Raw genomic sequence first — 22,803 nt, forward strand, 5'->3', positions numbered from 1 at the left:
CATCTCGCGATAACGGGCCGCTCTTGACGGGAACGCCTCCGAGTTGGATGCTCTTCACGGGCATGATTCCGATCTGCGATTGTTTGCTCATTTTAACGGAGGTCCTGCGGGATTGTCAACAGGCTGATCCATCGCCCGCCTCTCCGAACGAAGCCGAATCGAAAAACACCAGCTCGCGGTCGCTTCCGAACTTGCCTGCATACCTCGCCTGCTCGAGCATGATCGCTTCGGGGCTCATTCCCGGCGTATAGATGCCGATCGCGATGCGGCTTAGCGCCGACTCGCGGACGGCCTGGACGATATGCTCGTCCCCGTCGAACGACAAGCCGAACACCGTAAGCCCGCCGGTCAAGCGCTTCAGGCTGTCATAGCAGAACGAGAGGTACTCGTTTTCCAAAATGCGCGACATTTTGTGCCGGCTCAGTCCTTCGGACACGAACAGCGGCACCGCGTCCCCGCTTCGGTACAGCTGGTCCAGCGTGCGCGGCAGCGTCAGCTGGCGGCTCTCGGCCACGATCTTGCGCGTGCGCTTGTCCTCCGTGTACAGGTGCAGCGCGCCGTGCAGGAAATGAAGCGGGATGCGCTCCGCGTACTTCTCCGGCACCAAGGGCGAGAAAATGCAGTCGAAAAAGTAATCCTTGAAGGAGGATGGCGAAGTCATGATGGCCCAATACGGAATCAGGTCGTAAGAGGTGGTGAAAATCGCTTTGAACCGGGCAAGCTGCACGCCCAGCTCGGCGAGCCTTCCGTGTCTGCGGCCTTCCGCGGGCTGCGCGTCTGCCGGGGTGTCGATATCGGTCTTCTCGGGATGCACCTGCTGCACGACACGGACGAGCGCATGGCGGATGTCCGCGTACAGGCCCGGCAGTCTGCCGCTGTCATTCCCGACGAGCCCGTTCAGGCTGATCGCCTGGTTGATCTCCCGCAGCGCCAGCTCGAAATTGGTCGTGCCGAGCGCCCGGAAGATCGCGGACACCGTCTCCTCCATAAACGGCGTCGCGGCCTGAAAGAGCGAGCCGTAGCTGAACCGCGGCGAATAGGAGATCGACAGCCCGTTGCCCGACAGCAGTGCGTCTGAATGCGCTTCCTGAATATCCCGATAAGCATACATCTCGTAGCGAAAAGACATATGGCGCCTCCCCCCCGGCATCCTCCGAATCTCGTTTCCCGGCGGCGCCGGGCTTTGATTCGAGTATACCAGACAGGGAGGCGCCATGCTTTTCAAAGCCCTTTCACTCCGGCCGATCCAGCGAAAACGCTTCGCCCAGCTTCGCGTAGGCGTTGCCGGCGAGCCGGCTCACCGGCTGCAGCAGCTGCGCGTCGATCCTGCCGCCGCTCAGCAGCTCGTCAGCGACATGGAAGCGGACCACGCGCCCGATCAGCAGGTCGCACGCCGGCGCGTCGGCCGTTCCGCCCAGCGGATAGGCGTGCTCGAGCACGCATTCCATGCGTATCTTCGCCTCGGCGAGCCCCGGCACGGGCACGGCGCTGCTCGGCACGGCCGTGAAGCCCGCAAAGCCGAGCTCGCTCTCCTCCGGCGGCAGATTTGCCGCCGCGAGATTCGCCGCGCCTACGTTCGACTCGTCGGTGACGTGGACGACGAAGCTGCCGGTCGCCACGGCGTTGCGCGCGGTGTCCTTTTTGGGCCCCGCCCTTGCGCTGGACCGAGATCGACACCATCGGCGGATTGGCGGTCACGATATTGAAGTAGCTGAACGGCGCCGCGTTGACCACCCCGTCCGCCGACAGCGTCGTCATCAGCGCGATCGGGCGCGGCACGATGCTGCCGATCATGAGTTTGTAGTTGTCCCGTTCGGTCTGTTCGGATGGATCGATCGCGATCATGCTTGCTCTCTCCCTTCGCCGCGGCCGTCATGCGCGGCCTGCGCGGCATCCCTGAAATTAAGCCCGGTCGGCGTCCAGCACGCGAACCTCGATCGGCGGCAGCACGGCTTCAAGCTCGGCGCGTCTCGGTTCGAACCATTCGGGCAGCATCAGCCGCTCGCCGAGCGCCTCGGTCGGCTCGTCGCGGGCGAAGCCGGGCGGGTCCGTCGCGATCTCGAATAGATGCCCCCGCTCTCGCGGAAGTAGATGGCATTGAAGTACTGCCGGTCGGTAAACGGCGTCGGCTGGAAGCCGTGCACGAGCGTCCGCTCGCGCCAAACGCGGTGATCCTCGTCGTTCTTCGCGCGCCATGCGATATGGTGTACCGTGCCGGAGCCGCCATGACCGCCCGGGGCGGCATCCTCCCGCACCTCGACGATATTGCCCAGCTCGCCGTACGCGCGGAACCGGACGAGGCCGCCTTCCGAGCCGACCTTCTCGAGTCCGAGCAGCCCCTCCAGCGTCTCCATCGTCTTGTCCGGCGCGAGGCTGAAGAGCACGGCGCCGCCAAGGCCCTTGATCGCCTTATCCGCCGGCACGCCGCCGAACGACCACTTGCTTGGCTCGCCCTGCTCGCGCTCGACCAGCTCAAGCTGCAGCCCGTCGCGGTCGCGGAATCGCAGGAAGGTCTCTCCGAACCGCGTCGTCCGCTCGAAGGCGATCCCCAGCTTCGTCAGACGTCCCTCCCAGAAGGGGAGCGCGCCGACCGGCACCGCGAACGTCGACCAGCCCACCTGCCCGCCGCCGATCAGTCCCTTGCGGCCGTGCCCGAACGGGAAAAACGTAATCGCCGTACCGGGGCTTCCGCTTTCATTGCCGAAGTAGAGGTGGTAGACCTCCGGTCCGTCGAAGTTGACCGTCTTCTTCACGAGCCTCAGCCCCAGTACGCCCGCGTAAAAATCCACGTTTTCCTGCGCGTTGCGAACGAATGCCGTAATGTGGTGAATGCCGGACGTCTTCTGGGTCATCGATATCGTCTCCTTCGCCTGTTGGCGATTCGCTTTATCTTTAAATTGTTTATCTTTAATTTAAGATAAATATACAGCAACATCCCCGCTAATGCAAGCGGGGGATTTCGGCGCATGCCGATATTTAAATCGCGTCCAGACCGGGATGCCCGACGAACGGGAGGTCGTCCCGACGCTCCGCCCCCCTGTTCCGTCTCGTCCACGATGCCGAGCTGGCGCGCTTTGATGACGGCCTCGACCCTCGATTTGACCTTCAGCTTGTGAAAAAGATCCGTCAGCGCGTACTCGAGCGACCGCTGGCTGATCAACAGCGCTTGGGCGATTTCTTTGTTGCTCTTGCCCCGGGCGATCTCCGTCAGAATCTGCCGATCCCGCTCGGACACGGCCATGCACGCTTGATCGGCGCGCGGCTCGGGACGCGGCTCGCTCGGACGTCTGAGCTGCTTGAGCAACTCCAGCGGCAGGACGGCTTCTCCGCGCGCCGCGCACCGGACCGCCGTCACCAGCTGCTCCCTGTTCACCGTCTTGGGCAGAAAACCGGAGAGTCCCGACTCCACCATCAGGTTAAAGTGATTTTTGAAGTCAAAGCCCGTATAAATAAGAATCGTCGCGTCCGGCCGGATGCCGAGCATGCGCTTCGACAGCTCGAGTCCGTTCATATCGGGCATCTGCAGATCGACGAGGATCACGTCGAACCGCAGCCGCTCCGTCAGCTCGATCGCCGCCGCGGCCGTATTCGCGAAGCGCACCCGGATGTCGCCCTCCTGCTCGAGCAGCAGCTTCGTTCCTTCCATGACCGAGGGATGGTCGTCTACCGTCAAAACTTCTATCATGTGAATGCCCTCCCGTCGCAGCCCGGTCTAGCCGGCAGCCGGTATGCGGATGCTGATGGAGAGCCCGTCGTTCGGAGCCGAGCAGAAAACGATCTGGCCGCTCATGCTATGCACGCGCTCCTTCATGCCGTATACGCCCATGCTTGCGAATGCGCTCTCCGCTTTCTCGATGTCCATGCCAACGCCGTTGTCTTCGTAGTGCAATTGAATCAAGCCTGCGGACGCCGCGAGCGAGATCTTCACCCGGGTCGCCCGCGAATGCTTGGACGCATTCGCGAGCAGCTCCTGCACGACGCGGTATATGCCGAGCATCTGGTCCTCGCACAAAGCTTGCCCGATATCGCCCAGCTGGTAGTCGATCGCATAATCGGCGCGAAGCTGGGTCAGCTCGAATAGCGACGCCAGCGAGGATGCGAGCCCGGCTTCCTTCAGCATGGGCGGGCGCAAATCGATGCACGTCATGCGGATCTGGTACATGACGTCAAGCAATCCTTCCGCGATCGACTGGAGCTTGCCCCGCGTATCCGGGTCCAGCGTCGGATCGGCGATCATCTGCTCCGCCTTGCGATACCAGACGATCTGCTCCTGGAGCACCGAGTCGTGCAGATCCTGGGCGAATCGCTTGCGCTCGTGCTCGTTCAGCTTGAACAGCAGCCGGAGCAGCTTGGACGGCACGGCGGCCTGCGTCGATGCCGACTCCACCTCCCGGGTCAAATCCTCGATCACGAGGAAGTTGTCATACAGCACGCTGACGTAACGGCAGATCGTCTCGAGCCATATGCGGACCTGCTCGAGCCGAAGCGGCTCGGGGCGCTCGCCCACGCACAGCACGCAGGCCGATGTGCGGATATCCCCGATCCGGATGAGATAGCCGTCCGGCCCTTCGACGAGGCGGCACAGCGGCAGGCCGGCGCTCCACGCCCGTGGCGCCGAAGTCAGCCAGCGGGGAATGCGCGCCCCGCCGCGCAGGACGCTGCGGCGATCGGGCCGAACTTCCAGCAGCGAGATTTCTTCGGTCCCGAGTACGTCCCGCACGACCTGGATGAGGCGGCTCTCCATCTCGGATACCTTGACCATGCCGAACAGGGCGCTCGAGAATCCGTCCAGGCTATTTTGCAAGCGAACGTACAGCTCGCCGTTCTCCCGGACCAGTCTCTCGGTCTCCAGCCGGTCTCGCTCCGCCTGCTTGCGTTCGGTGATGTCGCGCAGGACGGAGATCGCCGCGACGCCTCCCTTATAAGGCACGGGACCCGAGATGGCCTCCACGTGGACGAACGAGCCGTCCATTCGCACGATCCGCTGCTCGACCGGCGCGCTCGTGCTGCTCTCGCGGTACGCCTTCGACAAGCGCGACAGCGCCAGGTCCAAATCTTCGGGATGGATCATCCCGAAAATTCTGGCTTCCGTCAATTCCTTATCCGCGCCGAACAGCGCCTTCGCCGCCGGATTGGCGTATTCGACCCGGTAATCCCGGTGAAAAACGATCGCGTCAGGGCTCTGTTCGACCAAACGAAGGTCCATTCCTTCGAGCGCGAACGCCGCCGCCATCTCCGCGTCGACCCGCGGCGCGTCCGCCGCCGCTTGTCGGACGGCCAGCTTTTCCGCGGTCGCGTCGCGAATGATCGCATTGATGAAAATGCGTTCGGATGCGTCCGTCGGGAATGCGACGCTGACCCGCAGCCATCGCAGCTCTCCGTCCGCGCGAATGATGCGGCACTCCAGGTCGGTCTCCCTGACGTCCGGCACCGTCATGTCCAGCGCTAGAAATTCGCCGTAATCGTCCGGATGCACGATCCGGCTCCATGCGCGCATATCTTGCAGCTGTTCCTTCTCGTATCCCGTAATCGACAGCACGGAATCGGATAAATAATCGCAGCGCCCCGTCTCTGCCTCGTACGAACAAATCGCCACGCCTACCGATTCCATGATGCGGCGCATTTTGATTCGTTCCAGGTCAAGCGAAGCCGTAGACGATTTCTTGTAGGTCTGGTTCCGGGTGGCAGTCAACGCTCGCTGAGAGATGATAGGCGATTTTTTCACGTGCATTCCCTTCCTCGCGCACCATATTTCTAAATTCTAAAATAAGATGAATGGTAAATTACTCATTGGTAATATAATCAAACTTTTTTCGCGCAAATTTCGACACTATTCTATATATTTCGATATCCTTGGATCATAATTTTAGTCCGAATCACTGAACATTTGCTTAAATTTTCAAAATGGGGCGTTCCATTTTTTACCTTTAGTCTTTCAACGGATCGTTCCGAGTCCCGCGTTCGGGCGCCAGCGCGCGTGAACGCACGAAAAAAGGGCGGTGCAGCGTCATTTTTCCATGACGCGCACTGCCCTTTTTCCAACAATCCGAACGCCTGTCCTCCCACGCTCAGCCCTTGCCCGTGACTTGTACGATCTTGTCGGCGATTCGCCCGAGCGGCAACACATGCCCCACGCAGCCAAGCTCGATCGCGGACCGCGGCATGCCGTATACGACGCAAGTCTCCTGCGACTCCGCGATCGTCGAGGCGGCGCCGAGTTCCTTGGCCAGCAGCATCCCCTTCGCGCCGTCCTGTCCCATGCCCGTCATGATGACGTAGTGGCGCTTCAGCTTGGACAGGCGGGTCACCGATTCGAACAGCACGTCCACGGAAGGACGGTGGCCGCTTCGCAGCGGGTCCTCCGTGAGCTTCACGAGATACTCGCCGTTCTTCTCCGCGACGGTCAGATGCCGGTCGCCGGGCGCGATATAGACGCAGCCTCCTCGCAAGGCCTCTCCGTCCTCCGCTTCGGATACGCGCACCTCGCAGATCGTGTTCAGCCGTTCGGCGAGCGACTTGGTGAAGCGCGGAGGCATATGCTGCACGACCAGCACCGGGTAAGGGAATCCCGCCGGCAGCGCCGACAGGACGGCATCCAGCGCGCGCGGCCCCCCCGGTGGACGTGCCGATCGCGACGACCTGGCCGAACGTCCTGAAGCCCGGCGAATCCTCGCGGCCCGCGCCGGCGACGGCGCGCTTGGCGGCGGGGTTCGCCTCGGGCGGCGTCTTCAGCGCCGCCTTTTGCGTTTTGGACGCCGCTTTGACCTTCGCGACCAGTTCCGTCCTCACCTTGTACAAGTCGAAGGAGGTCGAGCCCGAAGGCTTGCCGACGAAGTCCACGGCGCCCCGCCGCAGCGCGTCAATGGTGGCGACGGCGCCCTCTTGCGTCTGCGAGCTCAGCATGACGATCGGCACCGGGCGCGACCTCATGATGGCGGATACCGCATCCAGGCCGTTCATGCCGGGCATCTCGACGTCCATCGTGATGACGTCCGGCTTGAGCTCCTGGGCCATGCGCACCGCTTCGGCGCCGTTCGTCGCCACCCCCGGCACGGTCAGCGCCGGGTCCTCCTCGAGCAGGCGCTTGATCAGCTTGCGCATGAAGATCGAGTCGTCGACCACCAGCACCCGAATCGCAGCCATCGCGTCCCTCTCCTTTCCTTGACCGCCCAAGCGGACCTCACGTCTTGCGATAGAAAAAAGCGTCTGTCGTCTCCAGCCCGTACCGCTCCGGTTGAAAGACCTGCTCGGTCCCCCCCGATAAATAAGTACCCGCCTTTGTTCAGCGACTTGGCGAAGTTCCTGAATACGCTTTCCTTGGCGGCGTCGGTAAAATAAATGAGCACGTTGCGGCATACGATGAGGTCGAAGCCCTGCTCGTACGGATCGGCGAGCAAATTGTGCTGCTTGAACGTGACGCTCCGCTTGATCTCCTCGGATATCGCGTACGTTTCCCCCGTCACTTTGAAATGCCGGCTCAGGATCGGCTTCGGTACCTCTCGGACCGAGGAGGACCCGTACAGGCCTTCCCGCGCCTTTTTGATCGCCGTCTTGTCGATGTCCGTCGCCAGAAGCTCGTATTCATGCCGCTTAAGCAGGCCGGAGAGCACGATGGACAGCGTGTAGGGCTCGTCGCCGGTCGAGCAAGCGGCGCTCCAGCAGCGGAGCTTGCCGCGGCTTGCGGCCAGATCGGGAATGATTTTTTTCTCCAGCGTCTCCCACCGCTTGGCGTTGCGGTAAAACTCGGATACGTTGATCGTCATGCGGTCCAGAAATTCCTCGTACAGATCGGCGTCGCGCAGCATGCCCTCGAACAGCTCGCAAAACGTGCGATAGCCCCGCCGGTCCCTGAACGTGGCGAGCCGCCTGCGCATCTGGTCTTCTTTGTACTGCAGCAGGTCAATGCTCGTCTTGCCCTTCAGCTTCGCGACGAACTGCGCAAAGTCAAGATCGTCGGCTTTCGCTGCCATCATCGTTCATCCCGCCTTCTCTATGCTTTGCGCGTGCGGAACATCGCCACCGACGCATTCAGCTCTTCCGCAAGGCCTGCGAGCGTCTGCGCGGTCGCCGCGGTCTCTTGGCTGCTGGCGGCCGCTTCCTCGGCCGCGGCGGAGATGCTCTCGATCGATGCCATCATGTCCGACGACTGCGCCGCCTGCTGCTCGCTCGCCGCCGCGATCTCCGCGACCCGGCCCGCCGACTCGCTCACCTTGGCGAGGATGCCGCCGAACGCTTCGCCCGTGCGCTCCGAGCCTGCCAGTCCGCTCGCCACGGCCTCCACGCTGCGCCGCGTGTTCGCCTGCATGCCCTTGACGATCTGCGCGATCTGCTTGGTCGCCTCTCCGCTTCGCTCGGCGAGCTTGCGCACCTCGTCGGCCACGACGGCGAAGCCGCGCCCTTGATCCCCCGCGCGGGCGGCTTCGATCGCCGCGTTCAGCGCGAGCAAATTCGTCTGCTCCGCGATATCGTCGATGACCGAGACGATCTCGCCGACCTGCTCCGAATCCTGCGCAAGCCGCGACATCTGCGCGTTCACTTCGTTCATGCCTTGAATCGATGCCTCCACGACCCGGCTGCCGTCCTGCGCGATCTCCATCGCCGCGTTCGACAGGTCCGAGGCGTGCTCCGCGCTTCTGGCGACCGATCCGATCGCCTCGGACAGCTCCTTGAACAGCTCGGTCATCGTCTGCGCGGAGTTCGCCTGGGTAGAGCTGCCTCCCGCGATTTCTTCCGTGCTGGCCGATATTTGCTGCGTGGCGGAAGATACGTTTTCGGCGGAAAACTGAATGCGCGCGACCGTCCCCCGCAGATCCTCGATCATGCGATTGATAGAGGCCGCCAGACTGCCGACTTCGTCCCGCGTGTCGATGTCCGAGGTCTCTCTCAGGTCGCCCTGCGCCACGCGGCCGACAAGCTCGACCGTGCGGCGGAGCGGGCGGGAGATATGCCTGGAGATGTAAAAACCGAGCGCTACGCTCAGCAGCAGCGCAGCCGCGATCACGACGAACGTCGACTTGCGGGCAGACGCGTACATGCTGTCGCCGCTGTCGCTCGTTTCATTGGCGATCTTGACGTTCAGCGCCACCAGGTCGTCGATTTCTTTGGACACGGCGGCGCCCGTTGTTTTGAGATCCCCTTGCATAAGCTTCATGAACGCGTCGTGCTCATCGTTTCGGGCAAGCTGGAGCGCCTCCTGGAGCTTTACGTCGTATGCCTGCCAGTCCGGATCAAAGTGCGCGAACAACGCCACTTCCTCAGCAGTCATTTTAGTCTTGCTGTAGATATCCACTTGGCGAAGCAACTCAGCCGCAGCAGCCCGCGCTTGGTCTTCGTATTCCTTCTTTTCGGCAGCGGTCTTGCCGAACGCGTTGTAATCGCGAATGTTAACGCGGATGAGTTCATACTGCGTTTGCGCCTCCGAGAGGCTTGCGATCGGGATCAGATTGTTGTCGTACATGTTGCCTAGCGCGTCGTTGATCTTGCCAAGCTGACCCAGTCCCATCATTCCGATGAAGATTAACAGCGCGGCCATCAGCGCGAAAGCGATGCCTAGCTTGAAGGATATTTTCAAATGTCCGAACCAGCTCATAGGTGTTCCCTCCGTTTTTTCGTTAACCGTTCATCGGGCGCCCGTCCTTGCGAACAGCGCCGATATCTCGAGAATCAGGGCCACGCTGCCGTCGCCCAGGATCGTCGCGCCGGCGATGCCTTCCACCTTGCCGATGTAGGAGCCGAGCGACTTGATGACGATCTCCTGATTGCCGATGAGCTCGTCCACCGTCAAGGCGAGGCGCTTCTCGGCGGAGCCGATGATGACCAGCGGGATCTGCTTCCGGCTGTCGTTCGCCCCGGCAACGCCGAATCTGTCGCGGATATCCGCCACCGGGATGACCTGATTGCGAATCAGCACGACCGGCTGGCCGCGGACGGAGCGAATCTCTTCGGCGGGAACCCGCACGATCTCCGCGATGTTGTTCATCGGGATGATCAGCGTCTGGCCATTGCACTTGACCAGCAGCCCGACGATGATCGCCAGCGTCAGCGGCAGCTTGATCTTGAACGTCGTCCCGCGGCCCAGCTCCGAACGGATATCGATCATGCCGTTCAGCTTTTCGAGATGGCTCGCCACGATGTCCATCCCCACCCCGCGTCCGGACACGTCGCTCACCCGCTGCGCCGTAGAGAACCCCGGCCGGAAGATCAGGTCGATCGCCTCCCGGTCTCCCAGGGCGTCCGCTTCCTCCTGCGTGATGATTCCTTTGGCGACCGCCGAGGACCGCATTTTCGCCGGATCGATTCCCGCCCCGTCGTCCTCGACGTAGATGACGACTTGATTGTCTTCGTGCGCGGCTTTGATGCGCAGGATGCCCTGGCGGGGCTTGCCCGCCCGCTCCCGAACCTCGGGCAGCTCCAGGCCGTGGTCGACGGCATTGCGGATGAGATGGATGAGCGGATCGGCGATCTCCTCGATGAGGGTGCGGTCCAGCTCCGTGTCCTGCCCCTCCATGACGAGCTCGAGCTCCTTGCCCAGATCCCGGGAGAGATCCCGGATCATCCGCGGGAAGCGGCCCATCAGCTGCTCGATCGGCAGCATCCTGGCCTTCATGACGCTCTCCTGCAGATCGCCGATAATCCGCGAGAGATGGTCCGCGATATGCCCGAGCTCGCCGACCGAATCGTCCTGGAAGCGGCGTCGCTGCGTGCGGGCCACCTGCTGGATGCGCGTCTGGTCGATGACGAGCTCGCCGACGAGGTTCATCAGATCGTCGAGCCGCTCCACGCTCACGCGGATCGTCTGCGCTTTGGGCTTGGCGGCCGCTGGAGGCTGCGGCGCAGGCGGAGGCGACGCGGGCTGCCGGTCAGAGCGCCCCGCGTTCGCGGCCGTCGCCGGAGCAGCCGTCACCGCAACTGGCGACGGAGACACTTCCTCATGCTCCAGCGCACGATAATCCATCTCCGCCTCCTCGGGGAGCACAGGCTCGGCTTGCGCGCTCGCGACGTCTGCCAGACCGGCCGTCATCGCGGCCAACTCGGACGGTTCCTGCGTTCCCGCGTACAGATACGTCAGCTCCGGCGAATCTCCGCCGCTCTCGCCGATGCTCTCGTAATCGGGCGAGGCTAGAAGCACTTCGCCCCACTCCGCGAGCATCGTCTGGATGACGTAGGCCCTGGCGCCCTGAATGAAGCAATCGGGCGACAGACGAACGGACACCCAGGAGAGGCGAAGTCCTTGCTCGAGCGCGCTTTTCATGTGAAGGCGGATCGATAAGGACAGCGCCGGACGCTTCAAGCCCGGGGCGGCGACAGGGGCAGAAGCCCCCCTCCGCCGTCTGGCCGGCAACGGAGTCCGCCACTTGCCGGCGGCCTGGAGCAGCTCCGCCTTCTTTTTCCGAATCGAATCGCTCTAGCGCCTGCAAGCATGCGGACACGTCCACGGTAATGCAATCCTGGTTCAGGATATCCTCCTTCATCAGCTTGAGGCTGTCGAGCGAACGGAACAGCAGGTCGATCAAGGGCGGCGTGACCGTTCTTTCCTTGGACCGGACCAGGTCGAGCAGATGCTCCATCCGGTGGGTCAGGCGCTTCATCTCCTCGAAGCCCATGGCGGCCGACGAACCCTTCAAGGTATGCGCCGCGCGGAAAAGGCTCTGGATCACCTCGCCGGACTCGCAATCCCGCTCTAGCCGCATGATCACCTCGTCCATCAGCTGAAGCTGCTCGTCCAGCTCTTCCAGAAATACCTCTTTGTATTCAGACAGCATATTCGGTATCCCCCTAGTCTTGAAGCAGAACTTCCTCCAGCTGCAGGATGCCGACCAACCCGCCGCTCGTCAGCCCGATCCCCGTGAACAGCCGGCCGTCGAGCCCGCCGAAGCGTCCCTGCGGCGCTTGAATGTCGTTGAACGTCGTCACTTTGCTGACGCGGTCGACGATGATGCCGACCGTGTCGACGGCGTGGTTCACGACGACGATGCGAGTCTGCTTCGAATAGGGCTGCTCCTCCATCCCGAACAGGTCGCGCAGGCTGAGCACAGGCACGATCTTGCCCCGGAGGTTGATGACCCCTTTGACGTACGGCATGACGCCCGGAATATGCGTGATGTCCTGCATCTTGATGATCTCGTGGATGTCCTGTATGCGGATGGCGTACTGCTCGCGCTCGATGCCGAACTCCACGTACTGTTCTTGCGCCGTCATGGCGGTTGCTCCTCTCGGTGTTGGCTCTCGCCGATCGCGGCGGTATCGGTCAGTCGACCTTGAAGACGGATGCGGACTCGTGCAGCCGCTCCGCGAGCTGCGCGAGCGATTGGGAAGTCGACGCCGTCTCCTCGGAGGCGGCCGCAGCCTCCTCGCTGGCGGCGGAGATGCTCTCGATGGAGCGTCTGACCTCGTCGGACTGCGCGGCCTGCTCCTCGCTGGCGGCGGCAATCTCCCCGACCTTGTCCTCCGTGGCGGAGACCATGGACAGGATGCGCTCGAACGCTTCGCCCGTCTCTCTGGAATGGCTCACGCCTTCGGCGACCGCCCCTACGCTCCGTTCGGTGTTGCGCTGCATTTCCTTGATGATCGCGGAAATTTGCTTGGTCGCTTCTCCGCTGCGCTCCGCGAGCTTGCGGACTTCGTCGGCGACGACGGCGAAGCCGCGTCCCTGATCGCCCGCGCGGGCCGCCTCGATCGCCGCGTTCAGCGCCAGCAGGTTCGTCTGCTCGGCGATGTCGCCGATCACCTCGAGGATCTCGCCGATCTTGGCGCTATCTTCGGCCAAATGCGCGACCTGGTTGCTGACTTCTCCCATGCTGGCCACGGAACGGTTGACGACGGCGCCGCCATCCCGGGCGATCGCCGAAGTTTGCGACGCCAGCAGCGCTGCCGCCTCCGCGCCTTCGGCGACGGCAGCGATCGCGGCGGACAGCTCGCTGAAGCGTTCGCGAATGTCTACGGCCGCTTGGGACTGCACGTTCGTGCCGCTGGCGATCTCGTAGGTGCTGGCCGAGATCTGCTCCGACGACGCCGCGACGCTCTCGGAGGAACGTACGACGTCGCCGATCAGCGTCCTGAGTTTGAGGATCATGCGATTGACGGCCGAGGAGAGCTGGCCGAGCTCGTCCTTGCTCCGAACCGGCACCTCCTCCGTCAGATCGCCGTCCGCGATCCGTTCCGTCGCCTGCATCAGGCGCTTCAACGGCGCGCTGATCGAACGGATCAGCCAGTACGCCAGCAGGAAACCGACGAGCGCGGTAGCCGCGACAACGATAAGCGTCGTATACAAAATGCCGCGCGTCGCGTCCGCGATTTCGGTCAGCTCGATCGTGCCCATGACTTTCCAGCCGGTGAGCTTGTTCGTCGCGTAGGCCGCTTCTTTTTTCACGCCATCCAGCGTATAATGCGCGACCCCGCTATCGGTGCCGTACACTTGCTGGATGTAGCTGTTGGTATTCGGTTCCCCCCGGCTTTCTCGACGGATGGGCGAGGTAATTGCGGTTCCCGTCGAGGACGAATACATACCCCCGCTGACCTACGGTGTATTGCTTCATCTGTTCGCTGAGCCCGTTCAGCCCCACGACCGCGCCTACGACGCCCGTTCCGTCGGAGACGGTCTTGGCGATGACGACGATCATTTCGCCGTTCGAGGCCGACACGATCGGGTTGGAGACGATCGCGGTTCCCGGATGCGCCATCGCCTGCTTGTACCAGTCGCGCTCTCGCGGATCGTAGTCCCCGGACAGATCGGAAGGCGGCACCGCCGCCGTCTTTCCTTCCGTCGTTCCGAAGATGACGTTTTCGTAATTCGGCTTGGCGGCTTGGAAGGGCGCGAGCAGCGCCTCCGCCTTGGCCGGGTCGCTGCCCGCGAGCAGCTTCGCGCTCATCAGGCCCGACAGGTAGTCGACGTCCTGCATGCCGGACGAGATTTCGTCCTGGATTTTCATCTCCGCCGCTTGCACGCTCTCTTTTGCTGCGCTCCGAATCTGCGACCTGACCTCTCCCGCCGCGCTGCGGTAGGCAAACCAGCCGATCGCCGAGCTTGGCAGCAGCAGGATGAGCAACAGCACGATCGCCAGTCGGTTTTTAACGGAAAGGTTCATCACGGCACCGGTCTCCCCTCGGCTTTGAGCAGCTTGTTGACCGACTCGATGACGCGATCCTCTTGGAACGGCTTGACGATGAAGTCCTTCGCGCCGGCCTGAATGGCCTGGATGATCATGCCCTGCTGGCCCATCGCCGAGCACATGATGATCCTCGCGTCCGAATGGTTCGCCCTGATCAATCGAACCGCTTCGATCCCTTCCATGACCGGCATCGTGATGTCCATCGTCACGAGATCCGGCTTCAGCATGGCGTATTTCTCCACCGCGACCGCGCCGTTTTCCGCTTCGCCGACGACCTCGTGCCCGCTCTTTTGCAAAATCGATTTGAGCATCATCCGCATGAACGCCGCATCGTCTACGACCAATATCGTTGCCATGGCGTCACACCTTCCCTTCGGTATCTCTGGATATGATGAAATGGAGTTCTCCCGCTCGCTCGAACGCGACCGACATCTTGACGACGTTTTTTTAATCCGAAAAAGTGCATGCGGCCGGTGATGACGGTGGGCGGCGTGATGTCGATCCTATAACCTCTGCCGGAAACGAGCGTCGCTGCCTGTCCCGTGACCATATTGGCCAGCTCCCCGACGAAAGAATGCAGCATCTCCCCCCTCGAGCAGCATGCCGAACATCGATTCCCCGAGCCTGCCGAACACGTCGCCCTCGCCCAAGATGACGACGCGTCCGTATATGTCCCCCGTAACGCCGATTAGAACGCCCCATTCATCCTGCCATTCTGCATCCGCCGAGCGAGGTTCCGTAACGCTGAGCGACAGCGGAACGACCTGGCGCGTCGCCTGCAGAATATCCTGCAACAGCTCGTCCGCCCGTTCGCTCTTCCCGTCCCTCTCGATTGCCGACGTGTTCGCCTCTATGTTCATAATGGCCTCCTGACCGGTTATTTCGAACTATATTAATCATAAAGTCCCACCTTTTGCCTGTAACCGAAAATCCATTGCGCGGTACCGCAAATATTCGCGGCCTTTAGCAAGTTTTTTGCGGTCACGCGCAACGGAGCGGCAGAAGATACGCATTTCATCCAACGAAAAAGCCGACGCCCTGAAAGATCCGGCGCCGGCTAATATGTCTTATGACCTATTCGAATTCACGCTTCATCCAGCGGAATTCCGATCCCGCGCTCCGCCGCGCGCCTCGCGTAATCGCCCGCGATCGCGATATCGAAGACGCCCAGTCCCATCGGATTGAAGTAGATCGGCATCCCCGCCGGAATAGCGAGCAGCGCATCCCTGGTTACGACGTCCGCGAGCGTGCGCGCATCCGCCTCGCCGAGTCCGAATGCTGCGTGGAGCCGCTCGATATCCGTATTTTCCCGGCATACCTCGGACCAGTCGTCCACGACCGGCATCGCCTTCCCGAACACGCTGCCGGGCTCGTAGTCGCGCAGCGAGACATTGAGCAGCAGCGCGCCGGGCGGCGGCGTCTCGTCGACGTATCGCTCAGCGGCAACCGTGCACGTCGCGAACACGTTCGATGCGCCGTAAACCTCGCGCCAATCGTCCGCGACGGAGACGATGCCTCGCAGGCTAGCGGGAATCGTCTCCGGATCGATCGGCCGTAGATCAAAAAGCGCCGCACGCTTCAACCGATCGCCGAGCAGGTCCGCGCACATGTCGAGATGAAGACGGCCGATCGGGCCCCAGCCGACGATGCCGAGCCGCACTTCCTCCGGCTGCCGCGCCTCCATATACGCCTTCAGCATGAGGCCGCTGACCGCGGCCGCGCGCAGACCGTTCAACAGCCCGCTCCGGATAAAAGCGAAGGGAATGCCGGTATGCGCGTCGTTGAGCACGATCGCGTTGCTCGCGCGCGGCAGGCCGCGAAGGATATTGCCGGGGAAGCCCGCCACCCACTTCATGCCCGCCAGGCCGAACGGCCCGCCGACATAGGCCGGCATCGCGATGATACGGTTGCGCATGTCCCCGAAGCGCAAATACGTTTTGACCGGACTGACGCACGCGCCGAGGTCCCGTTCGCGAACGACCGCCTCGACGACGCCGGTCAGCCGGCGCCAATCGATGCCGAGCGCGCGGATATGACCGTCGTGCAAATAGATCATCGGCTGCCACCTTCGATTTCCGCCCGGGCGGAAGTCCCCCGTTCCGATTCCAACCCAGTCGCCGTCTCGGGACCGAGCTCCCGACGAACCCATTCGTCGTCGTACACCGTGTCCATGTAACGCTCGCCCCGGTCCGGCAAGATCGCGACGCAAACAGCGCCGGCAGGTATGTCTCGGCTCATCCGGCCGATCGCCGCGACGACGCCCCCTGCAGACGCCCCGGCTAGTATGGCTTCGCGCCGCACGAGCGCCCGGCAACCCCGCACGCAATCGGCGTCCGATACGCGCACGACGAGGTCCGCCAGCGACTCTTCGTGCAGGCCCGGCAACTGCGCGGCGCCGAGACCGGGAAATCTCCGCCGGCCGTCGGACCCGCCGAACAGCGCGCTGCCCTCGGCGTCCACGGCTACGATCTTCGTCGGCCAATCGCGGCTGCGGATATAATCCCGGCATCCCCGGATCGTGCCGCACGAGCTGACGCCGCAGAACAAATAATCGACCGCTTCCAGCCGCTCCCCGATCTCGCGCATCGTCGTCTCCGCATGGGCCAGCGCGTTATCCGGATTGCCGTATTGATTGGTCCAGTAGGCCCCGGGAATCTCGCTTACCAGCTCCTGCACCCGACGAATGCGCGCAGGCAAGTATTCACCCGTATGCGCGTCCGGCTCGGTCACGAGCTCGATCTCGCCGCCGAAGCTCCGGATGATCTGCAGGTGCCGCTGCGTGGTCCGGGTATCCGCCACGCAGATGAACCGAAGCCCCAGATATGCGCACAGCTGCGCGAGGCTGATGCCGAGATTGCCGGAGCTGGACTCGACGATCACGCTGCCTTCGGACACCTCGCCGCGCCCGATCGCCTCGCGCAGCATGTGCAGGGCCGGGCGGTCTTTGGCGCTGCCCCCGGGATTCATCCACTCCAGCTTGCCGTGCACCTCGAACGGTTCGCCGGCGTACAGCCGTCCGAGCCGAATCAGCGGCGTGCGCCCGATCGCTTCCGCGATGCCTCCTTCGAGCCTCATGCGACCCCGACCTTTACGTGTAAAAGATTTTTTTGTTTTTGACGGCGCCGCGACTCTGCTCGTCGTCGAAGCCGGCTTCGGCGACGACCTCGATGCCGGCCAGCATGCCGCCGCGAATCATGGCGCCGATCTCGGGAATGCGGTCCTGCAGATCCGCGCGCACCCGGCCGATCAGCGCCTGGTCTGCATTCGATGCCCCGTGCAGATGGACGCGCAAGGCGTTGCCCGCCACGTTGACGCGGACGACCGCGTCGCGGATGTGCCGGTAAACCGCGTTTTCGATATCGTATATGCTGATTTTTTCCCCGTGCTTAAGGTCAGGGCCGATACGCTTCACGATGCTCTGAAAGCTCTGCCTGCGAACGCCGTCCGCGACGATCGGACGCAGGTCGCGGACGACGTCGTACGTGACGTAGCGAAGCGCCGGGAACGCCTCCCGGACGGCCGACGTGAGCACGAGCACCTGCTCGCCCGCCGGCAGCGGCTCATACGCTTCGCCGAGCGCCTCGGCGCCGATCCCTTCCGCCTCGAGGCCTTCGGCCAGCAAGTACCGTCCGTGCCGACGATCGTAATAAGCGACAGTGCCGATCTCGATCGAGCCGTACGTGTCGGCGATCGCGTCCGGTCCGATGCCGAGTCTGCCGGCAGCGTGCCTCATCCAGCCGGGCGCCGCGATCTCTCCGACCAGGATGACCTGCCGTATGCCGAAGGACGGCGGATCGTCCGCCGCGAGCAGGATCCGGTCCAGAATCGAAGGCATCGTATAGAGCACCTCGGGACGAATATGCTGCAACCGCTCGACGTGACGTTCGATCGGCTCCCGGTACGACAGCGTATCGACCGTCATGCCCAGGCTTCGGAAGACGCTCGAGGCCGTCGCTTCGGCATGTCCCGTCCCCATGTCCGATGCCGCGGTCCGATAGCCGCCGTCTCCGAGAATGTCGCGGAAGACGCCCTGCTTGATGCGCAAGTATTCCGCTTCGTCCCGCTCGGAATAGTAGATCGTCTTGCGCCGCCCGGAGCTCGTGCCCGAGGTTCGGTAGCAGTAGAGATCGCTGCGGAGCGCGAGCGGATTGTCTTCGGTATAATAAAAAAGCCTCCAGCACGGAAGCTGTGATCAAAGGCAATGGCTCCGGCGGCGCTGCGTCCCAGCCAGGGAGCCCGCGATACCAAGGAAATCGCTGCGCCGTCCGCTCGGCGAGCGCCTTGCGGCCCGTAGGCTCGGACATTCGATCCACTCCTTGCCCGTCGAGGTCGAAGCCTAAACCGGGTTGCTATCACCATATGTCGACGGGCGGCCCGACGTTCGAAGTACGCGTGCGAAAGCAGTCGGCGCCGTACCGGCGGCAATCGCAAAAGGCCCTTTTCGTTCGTATGATAGATAAAGGCAAAAGCGGGAGGGCGCGCCGTGAAAAATCGTTATGCACAGACCGTGTCCAGCAAGCTGATCAAGACGGAGCTGCTTCGCGGCGGTAAACTGGGAAAACACGTGCCGCTCACCGTACCGTTCTCTCCGGATCGGCTGCGGGATATGTTGGGGAAGTGCGGGATGGTTTACGTGAAGCCCGACACGGGGTCGCAGGGCATAGGCGTCATGCGCGTCGAACGGAAGCCGAACAGCTATCGTTATCGGATCGGCACCGAGCGGCATGACTTCGGCTCTTATGAGGAGATGTACGGGTCCATACGGCGCTGGACGGATCAGAGACGCCATCTGATTCAACAGGGCGTACGCGTGCCGCTGTACGAAGGACGGCATTTCGATTTTCGAATCATGACGCAGAAAAACGCGGCGGGCCGGTGGGTCGTCACCGGCATCGCGGGCCGCGTCGCGCATCCGGGCAAGATCGTCTCGAACGGCAGCCAGGGCGGCACGATCTACGAAGCGGGGCGGCTGCTCCAGCCCGCTGCAGGCCGTACGGGGACTGCAAAAACGATCGGCCTCATGCAAGAGCTGGCGCTGCTGGCGGCGGGCCGCTTCGGACGCGAATACCCGGCCATGAACGAGCTCGGCATCGACATTGCCGTCGACCGCAGGCTGAAGCCCTGGATCCTGGAGGTCAATACCCGCCCGGACCCTTGCCCCTTCGTCAAGCTGGAAGACCAGACGGCGATACGCAGGATCGTGCGCTATGGGCGCAGGTACGGCAGGCGATATTGCTTGAAGTGCGGAAAGGCTAAATCGGGAACGTAACGGCTAAAACCAGCGTCGTCCTCTGCGGCCTGGGCTCGGCTTAGCGCCGCAGAGAACCTGAAATCTATTTCAATCGCTCGCGAAGCTTCTGCAGCTTTTCTTTAGAAAAACCGGTGGCTTCGCCGATGATTTCAAGGTCAAGACCAAGCCTGAGCATGCGAGACGCCGCTTGCTCGAGTCCCTGTTCCAGACCTTGCTCCAGACCTTGTTCAAGACCTTGCTCCAAACCTTTTCTCAAGCCTTGCTCGCGTCCTTCTTCCAAGCCGCTGTTCCGGATTGCCTCCAGGTTCTGCTGCAGTCCCATGGTCCCGTCTCCCCTCTCGTTAAAATGACGAATCAATTCGTCGAACGCTTCACGCGGCTCCGGCAGCTGCTTTGCGACCATATTCGCCAGCCAATTCAGAAATTGATTTTTTTAATTCCTCGGGCATCGACCGCACGGTACCCATCAGTTTGGAAAGCCGATCGTGCAGCTGCTGCCGGTCCGCCGTCTGATCGAGCAAGAACACGGCGCCGATCGTATTCGAAAGCTCCAGGAGCTCTCGCTCAGTGTATCGTTCTACGTCGATCAGTACATATTCAAAGTCCAATAGCTCCTCGCCAAAGGCATCCTGTCCCTCCATCAACGCGCGAAACCGCTTCGGCGCCGTCCATGGACGCTGGCCGTTGTACAGCACGATCGGCACGATCGCGGGGGAGCCCGAAGCGGCCGCCCTCCGCAGCCGGACGGTTGCGGAGCAGATAACGCCAGATCTCCACCTGGTACTGAAGCAGCCGATATGGCATGGCCATATCCACGGTTGATTGAAGCTCCAGCAACAAGTAGAAAATAATCTCCCTGTCCTTCATGTGGAGCCGATAAACCAAATCCGCTTCTCTCCGGCCGAAATCCGGCAAAACGAATGCGTGATCGATCGCTTCCAAATCGGACTCGTCGATCGCTTCGGCCCATTCGCGGGCAACGAACGAGCGGATGAGCTCGACGAACAACTTTTTGCTCGATAACAGGTAACGGTAAGACGTATCGTGCGGAAAAGAGGGGCCTGCGGTCTTCTCCCTGCCGCTCATACCCGTTCCTCCGCTATAATAACTCCATTATAATGCACGGCACTCCGCCGCAAAAGCATGCGCAAGCTCACCTTTGCTCTCCCTCCCCCCCCGGAAAAGCAAAAACCCCGACCAAGCCGTCATGGACGACCGTCGGGGTGTGCTTCACCGCTAACGTATTGCTTTTATTAAACCACAATAACCGCAAAAAGGGAATATACGTTCGTCAATTTTATTCCAAACCGATCCAATCGGCCTCGGCGACCGAGCGCCAACGCTCGCGGATCGCCTCGTACTCCGCCGCAGGCAGCGCGCCCTTCGCCAACAGCCTGGCGTTGGTCGTCCAACGGTCCGGGTTCGCGGTCCCGACGATCGCCGAGTGTACGCCCGGCGTCGACAGCGCGAAGCGCAGCGCCTTGCCGACCGATTCTTCCAAGTCTCCTTCCAGGAAGTCGTATTTCAGCTTCTGCAGCCGCTGCCAGTACGGGTACTCGTAGGCCTTCGGATCCGGCGCTTGGGCATGCCGCCAGGCTACGTTGGCCACAGGGCGCTTAATGACGACGCCCATGCCTCGCTCGGCCGCTTCCTTCAAGGTGAGGTCCGCAGCTTCCTGGTCCGCGATGTTCAAGGAGGTCATGAGCGAATCGAACGCCCCGGTGCGTACGGCGTACAGCGCGTTCGTATGATCCCCGCTGTAACCGATAAACCGTGTCTTGCCCTGTTCCTTGGCGCGCTTCAGCACGTCGATGACGTCGCCCTGCCTCAGCACCTCCTCGGAGCAGCTATGAAGATGGATCACGTCGACATAATCGGTCTTGAGCCGTTCGAGGCTGCGGTCGATGCTCTGCGCCAGCATGCGGGGGATCCCAGTCGGGCAGATCGAGGCCGGCGGCATGCCCGCATTTGGTGAACAGGAAATAGTCGCCGCGCCTGTCCGCGACGGCACGGCCGATGAGCTCTTCGCTGTTTTTATAGCACTCCGCCGTATCGATCAGGTTGAGCCCCGCGTCCAGCGCGCTGCCCAGCAGCCTGTCCACGACCCGCTGATCGGCGTCGCCGAACCCGATCTCCGCGCCGCCGAATCCGAGTACGCTTACTTGCATGCCCGTCTTGCCGTACGTTCTTTTCTCCATGACCTTCGCCTCTTTCCATAGAATCTATTATCAGTTTACCCAATCTCCGCGCATGTCCCGATACGGCAAAAAAGCGGGGCCTCGGCCCCGCTCTTCATTCGCAAACCGACATTCGATCGTTAGACGAAAACATGATGGCCGATTTTCTTGATGGCCTTGAGCCGCTTGGCCTTGGCAGGCTCGAGCTGCGGATTAAAGAAAGAGTAGGCCCCCGGTACGTTGTTCTCGCCGGACAGGGCGGACTTGGCCGCTTTGAGGCTGTCCTTGGAAGGCGTCTCCCGCTCCAGGCTGCCGTTGCCGGCCGGCGAAAACTGGCCAGGCGCGTAAATAACGCCCCGCAAGGTGTCGGGATACCTGTCGTTGTGCAGACGGTTCATGACGACGCTCGCGACGGCGAGCTTGCCCTCGTACGGCTCGCTGCCCGCTTCGGCCTCCACCAGCTTCGCGAGCAGCGTCAGCTCGACGGGATCGATCGCTTCCGCGGCAGCGGCGGTCGCCTTCTGCCCGGAGACGTCCGGATCGAGGAATTCGGGCGCGACCACCTTGAGCTGCTGACCGACGGCCAGCGCTTCGCTCGCCAACCCGTTGCGAACCTTCAGCGCGGTCGCGGTCGTATCGTGCGCCTCGGCGATGCGCCAGAGCGTGTCGCCCGCGACGACCGTATACAACGCCTCTTGTTGAAGGACGGCGACCTTCTCCTGATCCTTCCAGCCGACGCTGGCGTGCATCGATTCGGCGACGACGCGCAGCGGCGCGTAAGTGACGCCGTCCTTTAAACGGACCGTGCCGCCGATGTCATAGGTGCGGCCGTTCAGCGCGACATCGGACGATCCCGCCTTGAAAGCGAGCACGTCTCCCAGATCGTTGGCAATCGTGGTGCGTCCGGACTCCCCGTCGTATTCGAGCGTCCAGCCCATGTGCTCGACGAGTTCCTTGACCGGAGCGTAAGTCCACCCGCCGACCGTCCATAAGCTTCGGTTCAGGTCGACCTTTACATCTGCTATGTATAGGATGCTATTCGTGCTATTCGCGCTTGCGAATGTCGCGCCTGCGCCTAGCGCCAGGAAAAGCGTTAGCGCCAGGGTCGCGATTCTAGTCAGCCGTTGAATGAGCTTCATCTCCTTTTTTAGCGGAATGAAATCCATGATCAGCACTGTTCGCTATTATACAGACATTAAAAAAGGAAAAATTTAAATATGAGTGATTTTTCATCCTAGGAAAGCGTTTGCTTGTCCGAAATCCTTCG

At 62.2% G+C, this 22,803-nt stretch carries 19 protein-coding genes and 6 pseudogenes; 1 reads left to right on the forward strand and 24 read right to left on the reverse strand.

Annotation, left to right across the window (positions count from 1 at the left end):
• Positions 1 to 115 precede the first annotated feature (115 nt).
• The 19 genes and pseudogenes from OMP38_RS20210 to OMP38_RS20300 all read right to left on the reverse strand — a co-directional run bounded on the left by OMP38_RS20210 (position 116) and on the right by OMP38_RS20300 (position 18,153).
• Positions 116 to 1,129 carry a DUF4917 family protein gene (locus OMP38_RS20210; RefSeq protein ID WP_277566683.1) on the reverse strand — a complete coding sequence of 338 codons (1,014 nt, stop codon included), beginning with the start codon at positions 1,127 to 1,129 and terminating at the stop codon, positions 116 to 118.
• Between the two features lie 103 nt (positions 1,130 to 1,232).
• Positions 1,233 to 1,845: pseudogene (locus tag OMP38_RS20215) on the reverse strand (flavin reductase family protein).
• A gap of 57 nt (positions 1,846 to 1,902) precedes the next feature.
• Positions 1,903 to 2,852: pseudogene (locus OMP38_RS20220) on the reverse strand (ring-cleaving dioxygenase).
• Positions 2,849 to 3,685, reverse strand: coding sequence for a response regulator (locus OMP38_RS20225; protein ID WP_338130554.1), 837 nt, complete (start codon positions 3,683 to 3,685; stop codon positions 2,849 to 2,851). Before OMP38_RS20225 ends, OMP38_RS20220 begins: the two are co-directional and overlap by 4 nt.
• Before the next feature lie 27 nt (positions 3,686 to 3,712).
• Positions 3,713 to 5,725 (reverse strand): PAS domain-containing sensor histidine kinase, encoded by a 2,013-nt coding sequence (locus OMP38_RS20230; RefSeq protein WP_277566684.1) that lies wholly within the window; start codon positions 5,723 to 5,725, stop codon positions 3,713 to 3,715.
• A 343-nt stretch (positions 5,726 to 6,068) separates the two neighbouring features.
• A pseudogene (locus OMP38_RS20235) lies at positions 6,069 to 7,143 on the reverse strand (protein-glutamate methylesterase/protein-glutamine glutaminase).
• Positions 7,144 to 7,180: 37 nt separating this feature from the next.
• Positions 7,181 to 7,970 (reverse strand): annotated as a pseudogene (locus OMP38_RS20240) (CheR family methyltransferase).
• 20 nt (positions 7,971 to 7,990) lie between these two features.
• Positions 7,991 to 9,589, reverse strand: coding sequence for a methyl-accepting chemotaxis protein (locus OMP38_RS20245; RefSeq protein ID WP_277566685.1), 1,599 nt, complete (start codon positions 9,587 to 9,589; stop codon positions 7,991 to 7,993).
• Positions 9,590 to 9,619: 30 nt separating this feature from the next.
• Complete coding sequence (locus OMP38_RS20250; RefSeq protein ID WP_420869684.1) at positions 9,620 to 11,341, reverse strand: chemotaxis protein CheW; 1,722 nt, start codon at positions 11,339 to 11,341, stop codon at positions 9,620 to 9,622.
• A 199-nt stretch (positions 11,342 to 11,540) separates the two neighbouring features.
• Positions 11,541 to 11,762: pseudogene (locus OMP38_RS20255) on the reverse strand (Hpt domain-containing protein); the annotation flags it as partial.
• 13 nt (positions 11,763 to 11,775) lie between these two features.
• Complete coding sequence (locus OMP38_RS20260) at positions 11,776 to 12,198, reverse strand: chemotaxis protein CheW (RefSeq protein ID WP_277566687.1); 423 nt, start codon at positions 12,196 to 12,198, stop codon at positions 11,776 to 11,778.
• Positions 12,199 to 12,247: 49 nt separating this feature from the next.
• Positions 12,248 to 13,414 (reverse strand): methyl-accepting chemotaxis protein, encoded by a 1,167-nt coding sequence (locus OMP38_RS20265; protein ID WP_277566688.1) that lies wholly within the window; start codon positions 13,412 to 13,414, stop codon positions 12,248 to 12,250.
• The gene (locus tag OMP38_RS20270; protein ID WP_277566886.1) at positions 13,398 to 14,084 is read right to left on the reverse strand and encodes a cache domain-containing protein; all 687 of its coding nucleotides are present in this window, start codon (positions 14,082 to 14,084) and stop codon (positions 13,398 to 13,400) included. The genes OMP38_RS20265 and OMP38_RS20270 overlap by 17 nt, the downstream gene beginning before the upstream one ends.
• On the reverse strand, positions 14,084 to 14,464 hold the full coding sequence (locus OMP38_RS20275; protein ID WP_277566689.1) for a response regulator: 381 nt from the start codon (positions 14,462 to 14,464) through the stop codon (positions 14,084 to 14,086). The genes OMP38_RS20270 and OMP38_RS20275 overlap by 1 nt, the downstream gene beginning before the upstream one ends.
• Positions 14,443 to 14,691: a chemotaxis protein CheX gene (locus tag OMP38_RS20280; protein ID WP_338130555.1), complete on the reverse strand. Its 249-nt coding sequence runs from the start codon at positions 14,689 to 14,691 to the stop codon at positions 14,443 to 14,445. The genes OMP38_RS20275 and OMP38_RS20280 overlap by 22 nt, the downstream gene beginning before the upstream one ends.
• Positions 14,612 to 14,968, reverse strand: coding sequence for a hypothetical protein (locus OMP38_RS20285; protein WP_277566691.1), 357 nt, complete (start codon positions 14,966 to 14,968; stop codon positions 14,612 to 14,614). The genes OMP38_RS20280 and OMP38_RS20285 overlap by 80 nt, the downstream gene beginning before the upstream one ends.
• A 224-nt stretch (positions 14,969 to 15,192) precedes the next feature.
• Positions 15,193 to 16,164 (reverse strand): 2,3-diaminopropionate biosynthesis protein SbnB, encoded by a 972-nt coding sequence (locus tag OMP38_RS20290; RefSeq protein ID WP_277566692.1) that lies wholly within the window; start codon positions 16,162 to 16,164, stop codon positions 15,193 to 15,195.
• A complete protein-coding gene (sbnA, locus tag OMP38_RS20295; RefSeq protein ID WP_277566693.1) occupies positions 16,161 to 17,183 on the reverse strand; it encodes a 2,3-diaminopropionate biosynthesis protein SbnA in 1,023 nt (340 codons plus the stop codon). Before sbnA ends, OMP38_RS20290 begins: the two co-directional genes overlap by 4 nt.
• 13 nt (positions 17,184 to 17,196) lie before the next feature.
• Complete coding sequence (locus tag OMP38_RS20300) at positions 17,197 to 18,153, reverse strand: phenylacetate--CoA ligase family protein (protein WP_277566694.1); 957 nt, start codon at positions 18,151 to 18,153, stop codon at positions 17,197 to 17,199.
• 438 nt (positions 18,154 to 18,591) lie between these two features.
• Between OMP38_RS20300 and OMP38_RS20305 the strand changes: the two genes are divergently transcribed.
• The gene (locus OMP38_RS20305) at positions 18,592 to 19,377 is read left to right on the forward strand and encodes a YheC/YheD family protein (RefSeq protein WP_277566695.1); all 786 of its coding nucleotides are present in this window, start codon (positions 18,592 to 18,594) and stop codon (positions 19,375 to 19,377) included.
• 64 nt (positions 19,378 to 19,441) lie between these two features.
• Here OMP38_RS20305 and OMP38_RS20310 read toward each other — a convergent pair whose 3' ends face one another.
• The 5 genes and pseudogenes from OMP38_RS20310 to OMP38_RS20330 all read right to left on the reverse strand — a co-directional run bounded on the left by OMP38_RS20310 (position 19,442) and on the right by OMP38_RS20330 (position 22,675).
• Positions 19,442 to 19,681 carry an RpnC/YadD family protein gene (locus OMP38_RS20310; RefSeq protein WP_277566696.1) on the reverse strand — a complete coding sequence of 80 codons (240 nt, stop codon included), beginning with the start codon at positions 19,679 to 19,681 and terminating at the stop codon, positions 19,442 to 19,444.
• 49 nt (positions 19,682 to 19,730) lie between these two features.
• Positions 19,731 to 20,063, reverse strand: a complete 333-nt coding sequence (locus OMP38_RS20315; protein ID WP_338130556.1) for an Rpn family recombination-promoting nuclease/putative transposase — start codon at positions 20,061 to 20,063, stop codon at positions 19,731 to 19,733.
• A complete protein-coding gene (locus OMP38_RS20320; RefSeq protein WP_277566698.1) occupies positions 19,957 to 20,445 on the reverse strand; it encodes an Rpn family recombination-promoting nuclease/putative transposase in 489 nt (162 codons plus the stop codon). Before OMP38_RS20320 ends, OMP38_RS20315 begins: the two co-directional genes overlap by 107 nt.
• A gap of 211 nt (positions 20,446 to 20,656) precedes the next feature.
• Positions 20,657 to 21,557, reverse strand: a pseudogene (locus OMP38_RS20325) (aldo/keto reductase).
• Between the two features lie 119 nt (positions 21,558 to 21,676).
• Complete coding sequence (locus tag OMP38_RS20330) at positions 21,677 to 22,675, reverse strand: cell wall hydrolase (RefSeq protein WP_277566699.1); 999 nt, start codon at positions 22,673 to 22,675, stop codon at positions 21,677 to 21,679.
• Between the last annotated feature and the right edge of the window lie 128 nt (positions 22,676 to 22,803).

Origin of the sequence: Cohnella ginsengisoli (assembly GCF_029525555.1) — a bacterium.
GTDB classification, from domain to species: Bacteria; Bacillota; Bacilli; order Paenibacillales; family Paenibacillaceae; genus Cohnella; species Cohnella ginsengisoli.